The organism is Corallibacter sp., assembly GCF_048381695.1.
Classification (GTDB): domain Bacteria; phylum Bacteroidota; class Bacteroidia; order Flavobacteriales; family Flavobacteriaceae; genus Corallibacter; species Corallibacter vietnamensis.
The window spans coordinates 42,985-60,572 of record NZ_JBLXHI010000002.1; the positions used below are offsets into that span (position 1 = coordinate 42,985).

Genomic DNA, 17,588 nt, shown 5'->3' on the forward strand with positions numbered 1-17,588 from the left:
CATTTAACATTTTTGAATTAAATTCAAAAACAGTGCTTACATAAGATTAAATAGCTTTAACTTATTTTCTAATACCTTTTTAGAAAACGAGCTTATTCGCTTTGGTGGCATCAACTCAATTAGAGGTTTTGAAGAAAACAGCCTCACGGCTTCACTTTTGGCTTAATAAACACCGAGTACAGATACACCTTAAGCAACAACATATACATACACAGCATTGTAGATTTTTCATATTTTGAAAACAAATTAATAAATCAAAAAGAAAACTCTACGGTTTTGGACTAGATTTGGAATATTAACCAAAGCTGGTTTATTAAAATTCAACTATGCAAATGGTAAAAGTGAGAACCAAAAATTTAAACTTTCCAACTCACAAATTCACTTAAGTTTATCAGCAGTTTTTAGATATAATAATGCTTCAAAAGCTTTTTTTTGAAAAAAATTAAAATTTTAACCAATTATTATTGTTTAATTAACTTTTTATTATGATTTTTGGCGTAGACTAATTCAAATAAAATATAAAATGAAAACAAAGTTTAGTGGAATTTTAACGCTATTCCTAGCGTTTGTTGTGCAATTCACGTTTGCACAAGAAAAAACAATTTCAGGAACTATATCCGATGAAAACGGATTACCACTTCCTGGGGTTAATATTATTGTTAAAGGTACGACTAACGGTACACAAACAGACTTTGATGGAAACTATTCCATTTCTGCTAGTGTAGGCGATGTACTATCTTATTCTTTTGTTGGTTACACAAGTAAAGAAATGACAGTAGGTGCATCAAACACTATTAGTTTTGGTTTAGAGCCAGATGTTCAAGCTATTGATGAAGTTGTAATTACAGCTTTAGGTGTAGAACGTAAGGCTGACGAGTTAACATCGGCTTCTAAAGTAGTAAAGTCTGAAGAGTTAACTCAAGCGTCAAACCCTAACGTTGTACAAAGTTTAACAGGTAAAGTTTCTGGACTTCAAATTAATACCACTAATAACGGTGTTAATCAAACAACAAGAATTGTATTGAGAGGTAACAGATCTTTAACTGGTAACAACGAAGCTTTAATTGTAATTGATGGTATTATATCTAGCGCTAATACGTTAGCTAGTTTAGCTCCAGAGATTATTGCGTCTACAAACGTAATTAAAGGTGCTGGTGGTAGTGCTCTTTATGGATCTCAAGGTGCAAACGGTGTTATCATTGTTACAACAAAATCAGGAAATACTGGTGGTAAGCTAGAAGTTGCTGTAAATTCATCTGTTTCTTTTGAAGAAGTTTCTTTTGTTCCAGAAAGACAAACTAAATATGGTCAAGGATGGAACGGTGTTCATACATCATATGAAAATGGTGGTTGGGGACCTGAGTTTGATGGTACTTTACAACCTGTAGGTTTACCTCAAGCTAATGGATCTTATATCATGGCTCCTTACACTGGAGATAGTGATAATATTAAAGAATTCTTTAAAACTGGTACTATCCTTCAAAACGGTGTTTCTATTTCTGCTGGAGATAGAGATGGTAACGTTTTATTATCTGTTAACAAACAAAACACTGATTTCGTTGTTGAGGGAGATGAATTAGATAGAACAACTGTTTTATTAAAAGCTAGTAAGCGAGTAGGAAAATGGTTTGTTGGTGGTAACGTTACTTACAACACTGCAAGTACTGAAACTACAACTTCAAACTTATTTACTGAATTATTACAAACTGCTTCAAACGTTCCTGTTGAAATGTTTGAAAACTCTGGAAACGAAGGACACTGGACTTCTTACTACAGAAACCCATATTGGATGAGAGATAATATCAGAAACTTTAACAGATCTGACCGTTTTAACGGTATTTTAAATGTTAAGTATGATATTAACGACAACATCAACATCGTAAACAATGCTAGTGTTAGAACATTTAGATCTTACGCTATGAGCTATACTAATGGATACGTTGATAACAACGGTGTAGGTGGTGGAGATCACTCAACTGTTTCTACTTTTGGTCAAACAAACAGTGAGTCTAGAGATATCTATAACGATTTATTAATCAATTTTGATTACATGTTAACTGATGATATTAACTTAAAAGCTATCATTGGTAACAACATTCAAGATAACATGTCTACAGCTACAGCTGTTTCTGGAAGTAACTTAACAATCCCTGGATACTACAACATTAGTAACGTAACAGGTATTCCTAATACATCTAACAGCTTTTTTAGAGACAGAAGAGTTTCTTTATTTGGAAGCATCAATTTAGGATATAAAGATTATTTATTCTTAGACGTTACAGGTCGTAATGACTGGACATCAAGATTAAAGAAAGAAAACAATTCTTTCTTCTATCCTAAAGTAGGTCTTTCTTTTGTTCCTACTAAAGCATTTGACATCAGTGGAGATGTTTTATCTTATGCAAAAATATCTGCTAACTGGGCTAAAGTTGGTAATGACAGAGTTGGTGTATACCAAATTAACTCAACTTTAAACCAAGCAACAGGTTATCCATTTAGTACTTTAAACTCTTTTGTTTTAGATCAATCAATTGCTGATCCAGATTTAGTAAATGAGTTTATCGAGTCTTACGAATTAAACGTTAATTTAGGATTCTTTAAAGGAGATCGTGTAACTTTAGATTTCTCTATCTATGAGTCTAAAAACACAGATTTAGTAACAGCTATTAGTACATCAGCTGCAACAGGGTTAACAAACTCTACAATTAACGTTGCATCTTCTACAACTAGTGGTTATGAAATTGATTTAGGTTTAACTCCATTCAGAACAGATAACTTCAGATGGGATCTTAACTTAAACTACTCTACTAACGAAACTATTATTGATAAAGTTTCTGACAACTCAAATGAGGTTGCTTTAGCATCATTTGCTGACGTAGGTATTTTCGCTACTGAAGGAGAAGAGTTCCCACTTATTAAAGGTACTGCTTATGAGAGAGATCCTCAAGGAAGAGTATTAATAGACCCAGATACAGGTAACCCTATTAAAACTTCTGAATTTAAAGTATTAGGAAAATCAACTCCTGACTATATTTTAGGTTTAAGTACTTCTGTTGAGTACAAAGGTTTAAGATTAGCTGCTGTTATGGATTACAGAACAGGTCACCAATTCTGGGCTGGAACTAAAGACTGGTTATCTTGGTCAGGACACTTAGTAGAATCTGCTCAAGGTGGTCGTAGAGGATTTATTTTCCCTAATTCAGCAATTGAAACTTCTCCTGGAGTATACGAAGCTAACACAAGTGTAATCACTGGTGGTACTACATACGCTAACTATTTAGATTATTTCTCAAATGAGTATAGAGATGTAACTGAAAACTTTGTTTTAGATGCTACTGCATTTAAAGTTAGAGAGCTTTCATTAAGCTATGCTTTCAATAAAGAAATGTTGAAAAATGTTGGTTTAACTAGTTTAAGATTAGGTGTTAATGCGAGAAACCCTTTCATCGTATTACCTAAAGAAAATAGAGGTTATGCAGATCCAGAAATCGGAAGAAGTTCTGGAAATGATCAAGGTCTTAGTGTTACTGGACAATACCCTATTACAAGAACATATGGTATGACTCTAAACTTAACTTTTTAATTAAAAAAAATTATGAATACGAAATTTAAATTAATATTATTAGTAGTCCTTACGATTACTTTCTCATGTAGCGATTATTTGGATATTAATGATAATCCAAATGCACCTTCAGCAGATGACGTAACTCCAGATTTAATTTTATCAGGTGCTATGTCTGACACATACAGAACGCAAGCAAGAACAATGAACATTTTGGGTAATGCCATGATGAACAACTGGGGAGCTAACGTTAATTCATTTACAGGTGGATTTTCTGAAGAGTTTTCTCTTGCTATAGATAACAACTTTTATTCTGGAATATTTAACTCATTATTCAGAAACACTGCTAATTTTGAAGCTATTATAAACTATCCTGGTGATGCTTATAATAACCATAAAGCAATATCTAAAATAATGAAGACTTTCTACTTCCAGTATTTAGTAGATTTATATGGAGATATTCCTTACTCTCAAGCACACAAAGGTATTGATAACCTTACTCCTGCTTATGATGATGACAAGGATGTTTATAGAGCTTTAATAGTACAGTTAGATGAAGCTATTGCTATGATTGGAAATGCTGATGCTTCAACTATTGAAGTAGGTTCTGAAGATATCATCTTTAACGGTTCTATGTCTAGCTGGGTTAGCTTTGCTAACACTGTTAAATTACGTATACTAATGCGTGAATCTACAAAAGCAGAAAACGGAGATACTGAATCTCAAACTTACTTAAACCAACAATTTGCTAGCTTACAAACAGCTGTTTTTATCAATTCTGATGTAACTATAAATCCTGGTTATTCTAACGAAAGTGTAGCACAACAAAATCCTTTCTACGCTTTATTTTTCTCTAACAATGAAACGACTAGTGTAAACTACAATTTCTACAGAGCTTCTCAATATGCTGTTAACTTTTTAATTAACAGTGCAGATGATCGTGTAAACTACTTATACGATGAAGCTGACGATGGTAGTGGTGGTATTGTTGGACATGAACAAGGTGCTGATAGTGATAACTCTCCTGCTGGTTTATCTCCAATTGGTCCAGGTTTAGTAATTGATTCTGGTCAAGATGGATATGTTATGACTGGTGCTGAAAGTTTATTACTTCAAGCTGAAGCTCAATTAAAAACGTATATTCCTGGTGATCCTCAAGCAAGTTTTGACGCTGCAATAGATGCTTCTTTTAATTTGTTAGGTGCAAATCGTGCTAGCTATAACCCAACCGCTCCTGGTTTAGGATGGACTGGTTCTGATGAAGATAAATTAGAAGCTATCATGAGACAAAAATGGATTGCTACAAATGGTATCAATGCTATTGAATCTTACATCGAGTTTACTCGTACAGGATATCCTGATGACATACCATTAGCATTAACAGCTCAATCACCGACAAGACCAAAAAGATTGATGTATCCATCATCTGAATTAGTATCTAACTCGGGAAATGTTCCACAACAAACATCTGCTGATGTATTTGCAACTGGTCCTTTCTGGGCTCAATAATTAAAAAAAATAGAAATTATGAAAAATATAAAAATTTGTTTCATCGCTATCATGGCATCAGTATTTTGCTTTTCATGTTTAGTTGATGATGAAGTTGAAAACACAACTCAAAATGAAAGTTTAGCCCGTATATATGGGTTCAAAGACGAAGTAACATTAGGAAACTTTGTTGAAGAACCTGGTGCTACATTTGAAATGGGAGTTCCAGTACATTATTTAGGTGGTAACAATGGTTTACCTAATAATGCTGAAGTTAAAATAACTTATGAATTAGGAACAATAGAAGATTTAAATCTAACACCTTCAGAATATGCTTCTACTTTTAATTTAACTAAAGATCAAAGAATTGCTTTAGAAGATGGTAACGCTGAAATTAGAGATTTTGTAGATGAAGCTTTTGAAGGTACTCACTTTGATTTTGTTGATACAGTAAGAGAAGCTGTAGTTCCTGCTAATTTAACTTTTGATTTAATTGATACAAATGTATATAATGATGCTTTAAACCCATCTAAAATCACATTTTATGTATTACACTTAAGAACTATCGTTACTGCTGGTAATACAGTAATTGGTGAGCAATTAAAATCTACTATTGTAAAATTACAATTATGTAGAACTGATTTACAAGGATCTTATTCTGTACAATACAATGGTGGTAACTCATATACTCATACTATAACTCACCTTGGTGATGGTAATTACTCTATTGATAGTATGTTTGGATGGCCAGGAGCTGGTTATACAGGTTATTTCTATGCATGTGCTGGTCAATTAGTATTTACTGAATGGGCTTACTCTAATGAGATTATTCAAGGTGTGCCAGGTTATGTAAACGCTAGTGGTCAAATTGTTTTCGAACAATTTGGAATTGGTGGATCTGATGGTCCTCTTTATTCAGGATGGACTTTAGTTATGACTCTTAATTAATAATTATTAAACTTAATAAAATGAAATATATAAAAAATATAATTTTATCATCTCTTGTTGTATTAGGAGTTTCGTCTTGTAACGATGATGATACAGAGTATATATATTCTGTAAAACCACAAGTTACTATAGATAATGTTTCTGCTTCAACAGTAACAGAAGGAGATAGCTTTACTGTAACTTTAAACACAAATACTCCATATAAAGAAACTTTAGATTTTAAATTAGAAATAGTTTCTGGTGGTGACATGTCTGACTTCAATATTGGAGACCCTAGTGAACCAGATGCTCCTACAACAATTGAAGATGGTTTAGGTGTTGATGGATATTTAATCCAAATACCTGCATATGCAACTTCATATACATTTTCTGTTAACCCAGTAATCGATTTAGAAGTAGAAGGTACAGACAAATATGTTTTCAAGTTAAGAAGTACTAGAAATGGTAATGGTTCATTAGTTGGAAACGATACTTTTTCTGTAGATGTTGAGAACTATACAAATACAACTTTAGGTGTTGAATTGGCTTGGTCTAAAGATCAAAATTATCAATACCTTAAGCTAAATCATGAAGATACAGATCCAACTACTGGTGCACCTATTTCATATCCTGATGATGATGAAATTATCAATGACCATGGTGATTTATGTGGAATTGTTGATTTAGATGTTATTCTTTCTGGTGTAGGTTATTTAGCAGGTACGGCTGATTGTCCTGAAGTTGCTTTAGAAACTTATACACTTCCTGATGGAGTATGGGGAATCGATGTTGACTTATATGAAATCAACTTTGGTTTTGATCCAGATGAATCTCTAGTAGGTAGCTTTGCTATACCTTTCCAGATTACTATAGGAAAAACTGGTGTATTCAAAACTGTTATAGATTATAGTGATGTATTATATACATACTCTCCTATTGGTTCAGTAACTGTAGCTACTATAGAAGTAGTTGGTGGTAAGTACACTGTAAAGGATATTGATGGAAATATAGTTGCTCAAGAGCAATAGAAATATTATCAATAAATACTAAAAAGAGGCTGAAAAATCAGCCTCTTTTTTTTTACCTTTACTGCATGGAAAAAGACACACAAATATTTGGTATACGTGCTATAATTGAAGCTATTCAATCTGGTAAAACAATCGATAAGGTATTTCTTCAAAAGGGACTACGCGGTGATCTTTTTCAAGAACTTGAAACTCTTATAAAAAGAGAAAATATCAACTATTCTTATGTCCCTGTAGAAAAACTAAATAGACTAAACAATAAAAACCACCAAGGTGCCATTGCTCAAATTTCTCCAATTGATTTTGTAGATATTGAGACATTAGTTATGCAGGCTTCAGAAGCTACTAAAACTCCGCTTTTCTTGTTGTTAGACCAAGTAAATGATGTAAGAAATTTTGGAGCTATAATTAGAACTGCTGAATGTACAGGCGTGAATGGTATTATTATTCAGAAAAAAGGTGGTGCTCCAGTAAATGGTGATACAATAAAGACAAGTGCTGGTGCTGTCTTTAAAATCCCTATTTGTAAGGTAGATCATATTAAAGATGCTTTATTTCATTTACAAGCAAGTGGCATAAAAGTTATTGCAGCAACAGAAAAAACTGACAATACGCTATACGATATCTCGTTAAAAGAACCTTCTGCAATCATCATGGGATCTGAAGGTCGCGGCATCAACCCTTCTGTATTAAAACTTGTTGATGACAAAGCTAAACTACCTTTATTAGGAGAGATTGAATCACTTAATGTTTCTGTGGCTTGTGGAGCGTTTTTATATGAAGCTATAAGACAACGTCGTTAATCATCTGACTGCTTTTTATAAATGTAATTAACTGTTGGTTGGTTTTTATTAAACCTCTCTTCTACACTTTCATTTACATCATAAAGCTCGTCATCAGGTAATTGCTCTATAAAATTTCCGTTTTCATCAAAATGTCTTAAAAAAGGATCATTATCTTCATTATAAGCAGGATCTTCCCAAACATATTTTTTGGGTTTAGCTATTTGCTTTTTAAAAATGAGAGCAAAAAACAAACCAACAATAAGACCTGATAAATGTCCTTCCCATGAAATACCTTTCTCTATTGGTAAGGTATACCAAACCATACTTCCATATAAAAAAACAACCAATAATGACAATGCTATAAGCCTATAATGCTTTGCAAAAACACCTTTAAAAAAAGTAAAACTAACAAGTACATATATAAGTCCACTGGCACCAATATGATAAGATGATCTTCCTATCAACCAAGTCAATAAACCAGAAAGTAAAACACCAAAAACAAATACTTTTAAAGCAATGGGTTTATAAAAATAAAAAACTGCTGCTGATAGCACAAAAAGCGGTATGGTATTGTGATATAAATGGGAAATACCTGAATGAATAAACGGACTAAATACAACACCTCTTAACCCTTTAAGTGTTTGTGGGTAAATACCCCATTTTGTAAAGTCATAACCAAAACGAATTTCAACCCAAAAAACTAGCCATAAGCTTAACACCATAAAAACAGGGTAAACGATGACGCCATTTGTAAATTGAAATTGTTCTGAAGATTTCATAAGTAAATTTACTAACAGATGTAGCAAATAGCAATCCAATGTTTATATAAATGATAAATTGTCAGCAAAAAATCAAATCACATGAACATAAACTCAAAATAATTCTATTAATTTTACATTATGAATGAGCCTTTAGCAGAACGTTTACGACCAAAAACTCTTGATGACTACATCAGTCAGGTACATCTTGTTGGTAAAAATGGTTCTTTGACCCAACAAATACAACAAGGACTTATACCATCTATGATTTTTTGGGGTCCTCCTGGTATTGGAAAAACGACACTCGCTAATATTATTGCCACAGAGTCTGATAGACCATTTTATACGTTAAGCGCTATAAGCTCTGGTGTTAAAGATGTAAGAGATGTTATTGAAAAAGCTAAAAAATCTGGAGGTTTATTTACAAGTAAAAACCCTATTCTATTTATTGATGAAATACATAGGTTTAGCAAATCGCAACAAGATTCGCTTCTTCAAGCTGTAGAAAAAGGTTGGGTTACACTTATTGGCGCGACAACTGAAAACCCTAGTTTTGAAGTTATCCCAGCGCTTCTATCTCGCTGTCAGGTTTATATTTTAAAATCTTTTAGTAAAACCGATTTAGAAGCACTTTTAAAGCGTGCTATTGAAAAAGATGAACACATCTCTAAAAAAAATATAAAACTTGAAGAAACCGACGCTTTATTGCGTCTTTCTGGAGGTGATGCAAGAAAATTGCTCAACATTTTTGAGTTGATTGTAAACTCTGAAGCTAGTGATGATATTATCATAACTAACGATTCGGTTTTAAACAAAGTACAAAACAACACGGTGCGTTATGACAAAACTGGAGAGCAACATTATGATATCATTTCTGCTTTTATAAAATCTATTCGAGGTAGCGACCCTAATGGAGCTGTTTATTGGCTAGCAAGAATGATAGAAGGAGGCGAAGATGTTAAGTTTATAGCTAGACGTTTATTAATATTAGCAAGTGAAGATGTAGGTAATGCTAACCCAACAGCTTTAGTTATTGCTAATAACACGTTTCAAGCCGTTTCAACTATTGGTTACCCTGAATCTCGTATTATTTTAAGTCAATGTGCTACTTATCTTGCGTGTTCTCCAAAAAGTAATGCTGCATATCAAGCCATTAATAGTGCTCAACAATTAGTAAAGCAAACTGGAGACTTATCGGTTCCACTGGAAATTAGAAATGCGCCAACAAAACTTATGAAAGAACTTGGCTATGGAGATAATTATAAATATGCTCATAACTATGCCAATAATTTTGCTGAACAAGAATTTCTACCTGACGATATAAAAAACACCAAGCTTTATGACCCGGGAAATAATGCACGTGAAAATGGCCATAGAGAGTTTTTAAAACAACGCTGGAAAGGTAAGTATAACTACTAAAAAGTAATTTTTATAGCTTTAACTTCTAAAGAGTTATCAGGCTTGCTTGTTGCAAGCACCCAGTTTCCATTCATTTTATAAATAATTGCATTGGTATCTTTTACCATATAGACATCTTCTTTTCCTGAAAATAAAATGGTATAAGCTATTTGATTATTCTCATCTATTAAATCATAATTAAAAACACCACCACTCTTTAACTTAGCTGTAAAATTTACAGATTTACTTTTTACTTCTTCAGGTTTAGAAATTTCTGTTTTTGGCACCTTATTAACAACCTCAACTTGTTTTTCTCTTTTTAGAGTTTTTATTTCTTCCTGTAAACGCTTGATTTCTTCTTTGGATGACGTATCTGTTTGAGTTACTTGTGGAGACGTATTAACTATAGCTTGAGATGAATCAAACTTATGGTTTAACATTGACAAAGATGAAAACGCATCTCTTAAAGCTTCATTATATGCTACTTTAAATTGTTTCTCTCTTGACTCTCCTACTTTAGAAACATAAACAACCTCATTCTTACAATTCTTTAATTGAATTTTAAGCTTGGTTTTAAACATTCCTGGATCCTTTAAAACATCAGCTCGCAAAGCTAAACAGGCATTCTTTGCTATCTCTTCTGGGTAGGCTTCATCATCAATAACAGCGTTAAAACCATATTTTTCAAATAAAAATTTTGAAAGTGAGTTTAACTGATATTCATCTTCTTCATGTTGAAAATCATACGCTGATGGTACAATTACATACTTGTAAGCGTTTAAATTATCTTGAGCTAAAACAATTGTTGTACATACAAATAAAGAACAAAGAAGAAACATTTTTTTTACCATAATACTTGTCATATTTTTTATAAAGATACGGCGATTTATAGATAGTTTTTTAAATCTATCAAATTTTTAACTTGATGTATGTCGTTACCTAAGCTTGTGTCATGATAATTAAAGCAAATAGCTCGCATTCCCATATTAAGTGCTCCCAAAATATCAGCTTCATAATTGTCACCAATCATAATACTTGTTTCTGGGTTAGCTCTTGCCATTTGTAAAGCATGATTAAATATTCTTGGGTTAGGCTTTTTTGCACCTACCATTTCAGAATTTGTTACGGTTTCAAAATAATGATTAATATTAGATTTATTTAATTTACTATGCTGTACATCTTTAAATCCGTTGGTAATAATATGTAGCTTATACTTTGGTTTTAAATAATCTAAAACTTCAAATACATTTACAAATAGATGGTTGTAATTAGACAGTTCGTTAATATAGGCTTCTGATAGTTTATAAATCATACTTGTTGATACTTGGTAATTTGCTGCCTTAAAACTATCATACAAACGCTTGTAGCGTAAGCTCTCCTTATCTATTTTATCTTCTCTAAATAATTTCCAATAAGCATGATTTATTGGTTCGTAATGCATTAAGAACTCATCAAGACTTAATGAGATATTATTGTCTTTAAAAATATAATCAAATGTTAATGCAGAGTTTTTATCAAAATCCCAAAGTGTGTGATCTAAATCAAAAAACACATGCTCTATTCCGTTAATCTTCATTTACTGAATTTAATATATTATTAAATAATTCTTTGTAGCCAATCCATCTATCTACATCACTAAATGTATAATTATGAAACACTGGAACAAACTCTCCGTTTACAGCTTTTATTTCTGATATTATCTCATTCAGAGCTTTCTTTTTATCTAATAATGATTGGTGTTTCAGCAACGAAAAATCTAACAGATGATATGATGTAATTTTAAGTGGTGTTTGTATTTCATAATCTAAATCATAAAAGAAAAAAGGCGTGCATGTACCTGCTCTAAATCCTGTATGATTTACATAACCCATAGTATAATCTTCAAGTATTTCTAACTCAATTAAGTTTCTGTAAGATTGAGGCAGATTTAGTTTAGAAAAAGATTGTCTAGAAGCTGTCAATGAGGTATTTAAAATAGCTTCCATACGTTGTTTTTCTTTTTTTAAAACATCAATGTCTTCTAGTGCAAAATATGATGCTTTTATTCCTACTTTACAATAGTCTGCTACTTGTTTTATTAAAGAAATAAACTGTTTTTTATTTGCACTAATGCCTTTATCATATGTAGAGTAATCGCCTATCAAGAAAAAGAATAAGAATTTAAAGTCGCTTTGCTTTTGCTTGTTTATGATGTACTTAAAGGTATCATAAGAGTCTTTCTTAATTCCAAAAAGCACCATATACCTATAGTAAAGGCGTTTAAACTTAAATCCGAAAAGGTCTTTTATGGTTCCTCCAAAATTACGCATTAGACCTTTTAGCTTAAAATTGTAAGGTGAAGGCACATCTATTATAGGCTTTATAGCATAAGATTTTTTTGGAAACTCATAATCTGGAAATTGAGTTTCAAGAACCTTTTTAAACTTGTAAGCCCAAATATCTATCACTGGCTGATGTAAAAAATCATGCTTGTACGCTAAACTTTCTACAGCCGTAAAGCGTCCATATTCGTCTTTTACGTGTGGTAGATATTCTTCATAGCGACTCAACAGATAAAATGCTGCTGAAAAAATATCAAAAGGTATTGCGCTTTTTTCTCCATTAGAAAAGAAACATTTTGTGTTTTCCCAATCTTGAACATGAATATCTATATCTGATAATCCATGCTCAAATAAAATATCGTGACTTCTTACAAAAACTTCATGACTTAAAGGTTGCTTTGTATAAGACATTTTTAGGCTGTCATGAGCTATAAAATCTTCTATAGTTGTAGTAAATGTAACAGGTATTCCTAAAATTCGTGTAAGTATATGCTTAAAGGCATATTTTACTCTTGGCGTGATTTTATGGGTGTAAACTAATAGCACTTATAAGATATTTTCATCGGCGAAACTAAAATACGCTTTCTCTGTAACAATTAAGTGATCTAGTACTTTTATATCTAAACTTTCTCCTGCATGCTTCATTTTTTGGGTAAGTTGCTTATCGGCTTCACTAGGTTTTAATGTTCCTGATGGATGATTGTGCGCTAAAATAAGTCCTGTAGCACCAAGCTCTAATGCATTTTTCATCACTAAACGTACATCTACTAGAGTTCCTGTAATGCCTCCTTTACTTAATTGTTGCTTTTGAATTACTTTATTAGAATTGTTTAAATATACAATCCAAAATTCCTCATGTGGCAACTCGCCAATAACAGGTTGCATCAATTCAAATACCGAAATACTTGAGGTAATTTTCTTTCTTTCCAGTGCTTCTTCTCCTCTACGTCGTCGTCCCAATTCCATAGCTGCTGCAATAGTAATGGCTTTAGCTTCACCAATACCTTTAAAATCCATCAATTGTTTGAGTGATAGTTTTCCAAGTTCGTTTAAGTTATTGCCCACGCTTGCCAAAATACGTTTAGACAACTCTACAGCACTTTCTTCTTTATTTCCTGAACCTATCAATATAGCTACCAATTCGGCATCACTTAACGTTGCTTTACCTTTATCGCGAAGCTTTTCTCTAGGTTGGTCATCTTGACTCCAATGTTTTATAGAAAATGACGTGGGTTTCTCCTGCATAGCATAAAGATAAATATTGTAACTTTCAGAAGCAATTTTTTATCCATTCAACCTTTTAAAAACTTATTATGAAATCATTGTTTTCAGAAGACGCAGTTACAGAAATAAAATCTCGTTTAGAACAACTATCACCAACTCACAAACCACAATGGGGAAAAATGAATGTCTCTCAAATGTTAATACACTGCCAGTTTCCACTACAAGTTGCTGTAGGCGAGTTAAAACTTGAAAGACCAAATGCCTTTAAACGTGCGTTGTTTTCAATGTTTAAATCCTCATTATACAATGATAAACCCTGGAAACAAGGATTACCAACAGCTAAAGAATTTGTGGTTACGACTGATACTGAATTTGCTCCTGAAAAATCAAAGTTACTCACTGAAATTGATAAGTTTCACGCTAAAAAAACACAAACCCAGTGGCCTGAACATCCTATGTTTGGTAAGTTTAATTCAGAACAATGGGGACAAATGCAGTATAAGCATCTTGACCATCATTTAAAACAATTTGGTGTGTAATGACCTATCCTCCAAAAATACATCAGGATGACAATAAAGCACACATGATTTCTGTGATGCAACAGTATCCTTTGGCGACGCTTATTTCGGTAAAAAAGAATGAGCCTTTAGTAACGCATTTACCATTGATTTACAAAGACGAATCCCTTATTGGTCATTTGGATATGTTTAATCCGCAAGCCGAACTACTTAAGAATAACCAAGCTGTAACGGTAATTTTTTCTGGACCAGAATGTTACATATCGCCAAGTATTTACAGTACCGAACAACTTCCAACATGGAATTATGTAAAAGTACATCTTAAAGGAACGGTTGCCGAAATTGATAATCCTGAAGCCATAAAGCAAAGCATGATTGCAATGACCGAGTTTCTTGAACCTGATAATGCGTATGTACTAGAACCTGACAACCCTAAAATGGATGCATACCTGCCTTATGTAAAGGGTTTTAAAATTACAATTACTGCTTGGGAAGGCAAGTTTAAACTCTCCCAAAACCGAAATAAAAAAGATTTTGAATTGGCTAAAGACGAACTGATTAAACGAAGTCAAAATAACATTAAAGCATTTTTGGACAGCCTTTTTTAAGTTGCATTATTGAACCACATAGGAATCTAATCGCCTTATAATTGTTGGGATTTCCTGTGATGCCCAAGATGAAGTGTCGTAGATTAGACCAAAACCATCAGCATAATAGAATTTATCTCTTGCTGGAGTTACTTCTCCATTTGAAATTAAATAGCGTTCTGAATTAATACAAGTAAATATTCCCGCCTCAACATTCAATTCAGTTTCTCCTTCTACAAGAATCTCTCTAAGACTTAAATCAGGGTCGCTATTCAAAATACGTTCAGTATAATCACTGTTTGTAAATTTCACTTTACCTTCATCTGAAATTAGGTTACCTTCAAACTCTCTTAAGTATTCAAAATATTCTCCATTTGGATTACAAAATGTAATACCTTCTTCGTTTCCTGTTGTCTTTGTTTTAAACTTAAAATATGTTTCTCCATTAATAACTTCAGTTCCTATGATACTAATAGAATCAACAACTCCTGTGTCTTCATATAATTCAGTATTGGAATTGTATTTATAGTTTTTATAAACCCATTCATTACCCACTTTTAAGGCATAAAAATTGTTTACGCTTTCAGGTTGAAATTGAGAACTATCATCAGAATTGCAAGAAAAAACTAATGCTAAAAAAGCTAGAAAGAAAATACTACGTTTCATTTTTGAAAAAATTAATTGATTAATAGCGTAGTTCTATTCTATAAGAAAGGTGGTGTTGGTTGATATACTACTAAAACGAAAATGGTTTGGGTTTATTATGCTATTTGATTTAAAATCAAAAGAAATGAAGTAGATTCCGCATCGCAGTGCGGAATGACAAACTACCCAATCAATCCTTTTACCTCATCAAAATCCAATCCGCCATAATTTCCAGAACTCATAAGCAACAAGGCTTTGTCTTTAAAATCTTGAGAGAACAAGTAGTTTTTAAAATCGTCAGGATTGGTATAAATAATCAAGTCATCACGCTCAAACGCTTTGGCAATTTGCTCGTGTGTTACTGCATCTAGCTTTTTAATTTCCACTGCATGCGGACTATAAAACACTACTGCAACATCAGCAGCATCTAAAGCGCCTTTGTATTCTTTTAAAAATTCAGCGTTTAAACTAGAATAGGTATGCAGTTCTAAACACGCAACTAGCGTTCTGTTTTTGTACTGCTCTTTAACCGCTTTTGTAGTGGCTTCTACCTTACTTGGCGAGTGCGCAAAATCTTTGTAAGCAACACTGGTTGCGCTTTCAGCTATTTTCTCCAATCGTTTGCTCGCTCCTTTAAAGGTTGCAATAGCTTCGTAAAAATCGTCTTCGTCAATCCCCATGTGTTGGCAAATCCATTTGGCACCAGCGAGATTATTAAGGTTGTGCTTTCCAAATACTTCTATTGGCAATGGACCTTCTGGAGTTTCTAATAGGGTTTCTCCATCTTCAACCGTATATTCTGGTGTGTAATATGGTAGCTTACGTATGGTATTTTCACTAGCTTCTACTACTCTAGCAACTTCAGGATCTTCAGCATTATATGTCACACTTCCACCGCGAACAATACTATCAACAAAAATGCTGAACTGCTCTACATAGTTTTCATAGGTTGGAAATACATTAATATGATCCCAAGCAATACCACTTAACAAGGCAATGTTAGGTTTGTATAAGTGAAACTTTGGTCGTCTGTCTATTGGTGAACTTAAATATTCATCACCTTCTAACACGATAAAATCGTTGTCATCTGTGAGTTTTACCATAACATCAAACCCTTCAAGTTGAGCACCAACCATATAGTCGACATCACGATCGTGATAATGCATCACGTGTAAAATCATAGACGTAATAGTGGTTTTACCATGACTTCCACCAATAACAACACGTGTTTTTTCTTTTGACTGTTCGTACAAAAACTCTGGATAACTATAAATTTTCAAGCCTAATTCTTGAGCTTTAAGCAACTCCGGATTATCAGCTTTGGCATGCATACCTAAAACGACTGCATCTAAATCTGCTGTGATTTTTTCAGGAAACCAACCAAAAGCTTCTGGTAACAAACCTTTGTTTTCCAAACGAGTTTTTGAAGGGTCAAAAATAGTATCGTCGCTTCCTGTTACTTGATAACCTTTGTTATGTAATGCAATGGCCAAATTGTGCATTGCTGCACCACCTATAGCTATAAAATGTACGTTCATAATATGATTTTGTAGGGTTCAAATATACTGGTTTTCCTACGTATTTTTATGGTATTATCTTGTAATCTCTTCTATTTTTTCTTTAAACTTTACATCTTTAAATTTATCGTAGGCTTGCTTCAAAATATGCAATGCTTTTTCTTGTTCGTTGTGTTTTAAATAAAAATTAGATAATTCTTTATAACACGTTTTTGATCCTCCAACCGCTAATGCTTTTTTATAAAATTTTTCGGCATTTATTTTATCATCTGTTTCATTATAAACAAAGCCTTTTGCCAAATAACCATCTACTTTAGATATTACTTCTAACTGCTGGGCATAATGCATGGCTTGTTTTTTACTTCCTCCTAAAACAAAAGGCAACTCTATATAAAGTTTTACCAATGCCCAACGTGTATCTATGTGACTCTCGTCTAATTGCGATGCTTCTAAAAAAGCATTTTTTATATCTGAAACATATGTAGTAGCTACAAAAACATTCGCATTTATTGCTTTCATACTTAAAGCACCTCCGTACTTGTAATGATAATTTGCTTTTTGAGGGTTTAAAGAGGTTAGTTTTTTGTATTGCAAAACTGCATCATCCCATTTTTCTTGATAAGCAAATACATCGCCCAATAATTCTAAACCTTCTTGATTATTGGGGAACTCTGTTAAATAACGCTTTGTTAACGTTTCAGCTTCTTCAAATTTTTTATTTTCAATCAATAAAACAACATCAGCTACCGTAGATTGGGCCGATAATAAAACTGGCAGTATAAATAGTATAAAAAACAGTCTCATAAAAACAAAAGTAACTTTTCTTAATAACT

General features: G+C 32.8%; 16 protein-coding genes. 8 read left to right on the plus strand and 8 right to left on the minus strand.

The window, feature by feature from the left end; all coding sequences use genetic code 11:
* The first annotated feature begins 523 nt into the window (after positions 1 to 523).
* The 5 genes from ACN5J3_RS04000 to rlmB all read left to right on the plus strand — a co-directional run bounded on the left by ACN5J3_RS04000 (position 524) and on the right by rlmB (position 7,805).
* Complete coding sequence (locus ACN5J3_RS04000) at positions 524 to 3,583, plus strand: SusC/RagA family TonB-linked outer membrane protein (RefSeq protein ID WP_418508378.1); 3,060 nt, start codon at positions 524 to 526, stop codon at positions 3,581 to 3,583.
* A 12-nt stretch (positions 3,584 to 3,595) separates the two neighbouring features.
* Entirely contained in the window at positions 3,596 to 5,071 is a 1,476-nt protein-coding gene (locus tag ACN5J3_RS04005; RefSeq protein WP_418508379.1) for a SusD/RagB family nutrient-binding outer membrane lipoprotein, read from the plus strand.
* An 18-nt stretch (positions 5,072 to 5,089) separates the two neighbouring features.
* Positions 5,090 to 5,998: a hypothetical protein gene (locus ACN5J3_RS04010; protein WP_418510848.1), complete on the plus strand. Its 909-nt coding sequence runs from the start codon at positions 5,090 to 5,092 to the stop codon at positions 5,996 to 5,998.
* A 20-nt stretch (positions 5,999 to 6,018) separates the two neighbouring features.
* Entirely contained in the window at positions 6,019 to 7,005 is a 987-nt protein-coding gene (locus ACN5J3_RS04015; RefSeq protein ID WP_418508381.1) for a hypothetical protein, read from the plus strand.
* A gap of 65 nt (positions 7,006 to 7,070) precedes the next feature.
* Positions 7,071 to 7,805, plus strand: a complete 735-nt coding sequence (gene rlmB, locus ACN5J3_RS04020; RefSeq protein ID WP_418510849.1) for a 23S rRNA (guanosine(2251)-2'-O)-methyltransferase RlmB — start codon at positions 7,071 to 7,073, stop codon at positions 7,803 to 7,805.
* Here rlmB and ACN5J3_RS04025 read toward each other — a convergent pair.
* Positions 7,802 to 8,566: a rhomboid family intramembrane serine protease gene (locus ACN5J3_RS04025; RefSeq protein ID WP_418510850.1), complete on the minus strand. Its 765-nt coding sequence runs from the start codon at positions 8,564 to 8,566 to the stop codon at positions 7,802 to 7,804. The two genes, rlmB and ACN5J3_RS04025, sit on opposite strands and share 4 nt — an antisense overlap.
* Positions 8,567 to 8,686: 120 nt before the next feature.
* Here ACN5J3_RS04025 and ACN5J3_RS04030 point away from each other — a divergent pair, with 120 nt between their 5' ends.
* A complete protein-coding gene (locus ACN5J3_RS04030) occupies positions 8,687 to 9,964 on the plus strand; it encodes a replication-associated recombination protein A (RefSeq protein ID WP_418510851.1) in 1,278 nt (425 codons plus the stop codon).
* On the opposite strand, the gene ACN5J3_RS04035 is transcribed toward ACN5J3_RS04030, so the two are convergent.
* Genes ACN5J3_RS04035 through radC form a run of 4 tightly spaced genes read right to left on the minus strand, consistent with a single transcriptional unit; the run spans position 9,961 to position 13,509 of the window.
* Positions 9,961 to 10,806: a hypothetical protein gene (locus ACN5J3_RS04035; protein WP_418510852.1), complete on the minus strand. Its 846-nt coding sequence runs from the start codon at positions 10,804 to 10,806 to the stop codon at positions 9,961 to 9,963. The genes ACN5J3_RS04030 and ACN5J3_RS04035 overlap by 4 nt on opposite strands.
* Before the next feature lie 23 nt (positions 10,807 to 10,829).
* Positions 10,830 to 11,519 (minus strand): YjjG family noncanonical pyrimidine nucleotidase, encoded by a 690-nt coding sequence (locus tag ACN5J3_RS04040; RefSeq protein ID WP_418510853.1) that lies wholly within the window; start codon positions 11,517 to 11,519, stop codon positions 10,830 to 10,832.
* Complete coding sequence (locus ACN5J3_RS04045) at positions 11,509 to 12,810, minus strand: polysaccharide deacetylase family protein (protein WP_418510854.1); 1,302 nt, start codon at positions 12,808 to 12,810, stop codon at positions 11,509 to 11,511. The genes ACN5J3_RS04040 and ACN5J3_RS04045 overlap by 11 nt, the downstream gene beginning before the upstream one ends.
* A complete protein-coding gene (radC, locus tag ACN5J3_RS04050) occupies positions 12,811 to 13,509 on the minus strand; it encodes a RadC family protein (RefSeq protein ID WP_418510855.1) in 699 nt (232 codons plus the stop codon).
* A gap of 68 nt (positions 13,510 to 13,577) precedes the next feature.
* Here radC and ACN5J3_RS04055 point away from each other — a divergent pair, with 68 nt between their 5' ends.
* Complete coding sequence (locus ACN5J3_RS04055; protein ID WP_418510856.1) at positions 13,578 to 14,027, plus strand: DUF1569 domain-containing protein; 450 nt, start codon at positions 13,578 to 13,580, stop codon at positions 14,025 to 14,027.
* The gene (locus tag ACN5J3_RS04060) at positions 14,027 to 14,614 is read left to right on the plus strand and encodes an FMN-binding negative transcriptional regulator (RefSeq protein ID WP_418510857.1); all 588 of its coding nucleotides are present in this window, start codon (positions 14,027 to 14,029) and stop codon (positions 14,612 to 14,614) included. Before ACN5J3_RS04055 ends, ACN5J3_RS04060 begins: the two co-directional genes overlap by 1 nt.
* Positions 14,615 to 14,620: 6 nt before the next feature.
* Here the strand turns inward: ACN5J3_RS04060 and ACN5J3_RS04065 are convergent, their stop codons facing one another.
* The 3 genes from ACN5J3_RS04065 to ACN5J3_RS04075 form a co-directional block, all read right to left on the minus strand.
* Positions 14,621 to 15,259: a hypothetical protein gene (locus tag ACN5J3_RS04065; protein WP_418510858.1), complete on the minus strand. Its 639-nt coding sequence runs from the start codon at positions 15,257 to 15,259 to the stop codon at positions 14,621 to 14,623.
* Positions 15,260 to 15,420: 161 nt separating this feature from the next.
* Entirely contained in the window at positions 15,421 to 16,776 is a 1,356-nt protein-coding gene (locus tag ACN5J3_RS04070; RefSeq protein WP_418510859.1) for a UDP-N-acetylmuramate--L-alanine ligase, read from the minus strand.
* Between the two features lie 54 nt (positions 16,777 to 16,830).
* Positions 16,831 to 17,559, minus strand: coding sequence for a tetratricopeptide repeat protein (locus ACN5J3_RS04075; RefSeq protein ID WP_418510860.1), 729 nt, complete (start codon positions 17,557 to 17,559; stop codon positions 16,831 to 16,833).
* Positions 17,560 to 17,588 lie beyond the last annotated feature (29 nt).

What these genes read in the sequence shown, in the direction of transcription:
- ACN5J3_RS04000 (WP_418508378.1), top strand. Translation starts at nt 524, where the DNA reads ATGAAAACAAAGTTTAGTGGAATTTTAACGCTATTCCTAGCGTTTGTT.
- ACN5J3_RS04005 (WP_418508379.1), top strand. Translation starts at nt 3,596, where the DNA reads ATGAATACGAAATTTAAATTAATATTATTAGTAGTCCTTACGATTACT.
- ACN5J3_RS04010 (WP_418510848.1), top strand. Translation starts at nt 5,090, where the DNA reads ATGAAAAATATAAAAATTTGTTTCATCGCTATCATGGCATCAGTATTT.
- ACN5J3_RS04015 (WP_418508381.1), top strand. Translation starts at nt 6,019, where the DNA reads ATGAAATATATAAAAAATATAATTTTATCATCTCTTGTTGTATTAGGA.
- rlmB (WP_418510849.1), top strand. Translation starts at nt 7,071, where the DNA reads ATGGAAAAAGACACACAAATATTTGGTATACGTGCTATAATTGAAGCT.
- ACN5J3_RS04025 (WP_418510850.1), bottom strand. Translation starts at nt 8,566, where the DNA reads ATGAAATCTTCAGAACAATTTCAATTTACAAATGGCGTCATCGTTTAC.
- ACN5J3_RS04030 (WP_418510851.1), top strand. Translation starts at nt 8,687, where the DNA reads ATGAATGAGCCTTTAGCAGAACGTTTACGACCAAAAACTCTTGATGAC.
- ACN5J3_RS04035 (WP_418510852.1), bottom strand. Translation starts at nt 10,806, where the DNA reads ATGACAAGTATTATGGTAAAAAAAATGTTTCTTCTTTGTTCTTTATTT.
- ACN5J3_RS04040 (WP_418510853.1), bottom strand. Translation starts at nt 11,519, where the DNA reads ATGAAGATTAACGGAATAGAGCATGTGTTTTTTGATTTAGATCACACA.
- radC (WP_418510855.1), bottom strand. Translation starts at nt 13,509, where the DNA reads ATGCAGGAGAAACCCACGTCATTTTCTATAAAACATTGGAGTCAAGAT.
- ACN5J3_RS04055 (WP_418510856.1), top strand. Translation starts at nt 13,578, where the DNA reads ATGAAATCATTGTTTTCAGAAGACGCAGTTACAGAAATAAAATCTCGT.
- ACN5J3_RS04060 (WP_418510857.1), top strand. Translation starts at nt 14,027, where the DNA reads ATGACCTATCCTCCAAAAATACATCAGGATGACAATAAAGCACACATG.
- ACN5J3_RS04065 (WP_418510858.1), bottom strand. Translation starts at nt 15,259, where the DNA reads ATGAAACGTAGTATTTTCTTTCTAGCTTTTTTAGCATTAGTTTTTTCT.
- ACN5J3_RS04070 (WP_418510859.1), bottom strand. Translation starts at nt 16,776, where the DNA reads ATGAACGTACATTTTATAGCTATAGGTGGTGCAGCAATGCACAATTTG.
- ACN5J3_RS04075 (WP_418510860.1), bottom strand. Translation starts at nt 17,559, where the DNA reads ATGAGACTGTTTTTTATACTATTTATACTGCCAGTTTTATTATCGGCC.